Annotated in this window: 3 protein-coding genes; all 3 read right to left on the bottom strand. The window is 70.7% G+C overall.

Annotated elements, in window-relative coordinates; all coding sequences use genetic code 11:
* Positions 1 to 27: 27 nt before the first annotated feature.
* A complete protein-coding gene (locus ACEN88_RS31220) occupies positions 28 to 786 on the bottom strand; it encodes a M15 family metallopeptidase (protein WP_413345983.1) in 759 nt (252 codons plus the stop codon).
* Entirely contained in the window at positions 767 to 937 is a 171-nt protein-coding gene (locus tag ACEN88_RS31225) for a hypothetical protein (RefSeq protein ID WP_413345987.1), read from the bottom strand. Before ACEN88_RS31225 ends, ACEN88_RS31220 begins: the two co-directional genes overlap by 20 nt.
* An 85-nt stretch (positions 938 to 1,022) precedes the next feature.
* Complete coding sequence (locus ACEN88_RS31230; protein WP_413345985.1) at positions 1,023 to 1,394, bottom strand: DUF2784 domain-containing protein; 372 nt, start codon at positions 1,392 to 1,394, stop codon at positions 1,023 to 1,025.
* Between the last annotated feature and the right edge of the window lie 199 nt (positions 1,395 to 1,593).

Here is a 1,593-nt window from a genome sequence, read left to right on the forward strand (position 1 = left end):
TGCCCGCACGGCCGGCCAGGACGCCGGCTAACCGCCGCCGATCCCCGGGTCCGGGCCGTCCACGTCCAGCACGTGGTCGCGGAAGATGTCCGGCAACATGTCCAGCACGAGCTCGCGGCCCAGCAGATCCGCACCGCGGACCGCGCGCGCGACCATGTCGATATCGATGGCCGCCAGCGCCGCCTGTGCCGACGGGGCATGGCTCAGGTGCCATGGTTCCGGGCACATCCCGCGGCGGCGGGTGCGGTACGGACGAAAGAAGCCGAAGCGCGCCGCGTGCATGTCGAGCCAGGCATGCAGGCGAGCGTACACGCCGTCCGGTCCCGCCTCGTCCGGCAGCAGCTTCGTCCGGTAGCCGGGCGGATGCGCGGCGCGGTCGAACACGTCGATGTCCGTGCCCCAGTGGCGCCGCGTCGCGCCCGGCAACCCTGTCCAGTCGAGGATCGCACGGACGATGTCCGGCGGCGCCAGCGCCCCGTGGTCACGCGCCCCGCCCTCGCAATCGTACAACGTCGCCTGCCCGGAAAACTTGCGGTTCCAGTTGCGGGCCTGGGCCTCGAACGGCCGCCACGACGCGATCGGCAGCATGTCGATACCGTCCTCCCCGGCCGCCGCGCGCATCGCGAGAAACGCCGCCGCGACCTCGGGCCGCGCCGCAAAACGGGGCTGTCCCGGCGTCTGCCCGTACTGCTGGACATGCGTGCGTGCGCGCCCCGTCAGCGTGAACTCGTCGAACGGCACGCCGCCGGCCCCCTCACCGCCGGGCTCAACGGGTCTCGATCGCATCGACGCGGTCCGGATAATCCGCTTCGCGCAGCGCGAGCGCGCGGTCGCTGCTGGCGAGCACGGTACCGCCGGCGCGCACCGTCACGCGGCCCGGCGCCGGCGTGATCGTGATCGGATGGTCGGGACCCGGTGTCTTCATGGCTGTCGGCATGTTTTCTCCTGTCGTGGCCCCCTACGATCTCATGCCGCCCGGTCCCGTGCAAGTGCGTCCCGTCCGCGCCAGCCGCGGATCCGGATCAATCGCGGTCGTCCCGCCCCCCACGCACGATGCGGATGTACAGCACGGCGTTCAGCGCCAGCACGGCCGCGGCCAGTCCCCATTGCATGCCGCTCGTGAGACCGGACGGATAGATGAGTCCGACAAGATAATGGTCGACGAAGCCGCCCGCATAGCCCGCCGTCCCGGCCAGCATGCGCAGGTGATTCTCCAGCCCGGTCAGGGGACACGCCGCGCCGGTGGCCTCGATCAGGATGCCCCAGGCGACGGCGGCCAGGTGCAGCGGCAGCAGCCGGCGCCAGCGCGCGACGAGTACCGCACCCGCGACGACGAACAGGATGAAGCCCAGGTGCAATAACAGCACCATGGCGGCGAACAATTGATAGACCATGGCCCATGATACCGACCGGCGCACGACTGATACATGTCAAGCCCGCACCCGGGGGTGCTCCTATTCTCCACCTTCATCGCCGATCCGTTCGGCCGAACCGAGGAGAACATCATGATGCACGTGATGCCACGCACGACGCCGCCGCCACGCGCGGGCCGGCGCCGGTCCGTCCTGCGACATGCCCTGCTGGGCGCCGCCT

This window comes from Massilia sp. CT11-108, assembly GCF_047302915.1.
Taxonomy (GTDB): Bacteria; Pseudomonadota; Gammaproteobacteria; order Burkholderiales; family Burkholderiaceae_D; genus Telluria; species Telluria orientalis.

Bases quoted from the DNA above. Each gene is read 5' to 3' on its own strand.
- ACEN88_RS31220 (WP_413345983.1), bottom strand. From the start codon at position 786: ATGCGATCGAGACCCGTTGAGCCCGGCGGTGAGGGGGCCGGCGGCGTG.
- ACEN88_RS31225 (WP_413345987.1), bottom strand. From the start codon at position 937: ATGCCGACAGCCATGAAGACACCGGGTCCCGACCATCCGATCACGATC.
- ACEN88_RS31230 (WP_413345985.1), bottom strand. From the start codon at position 1,394: ATGGTCTATCAATTGTTCGCCGCCATGGTGCTGTTATTGCACCTGGGC.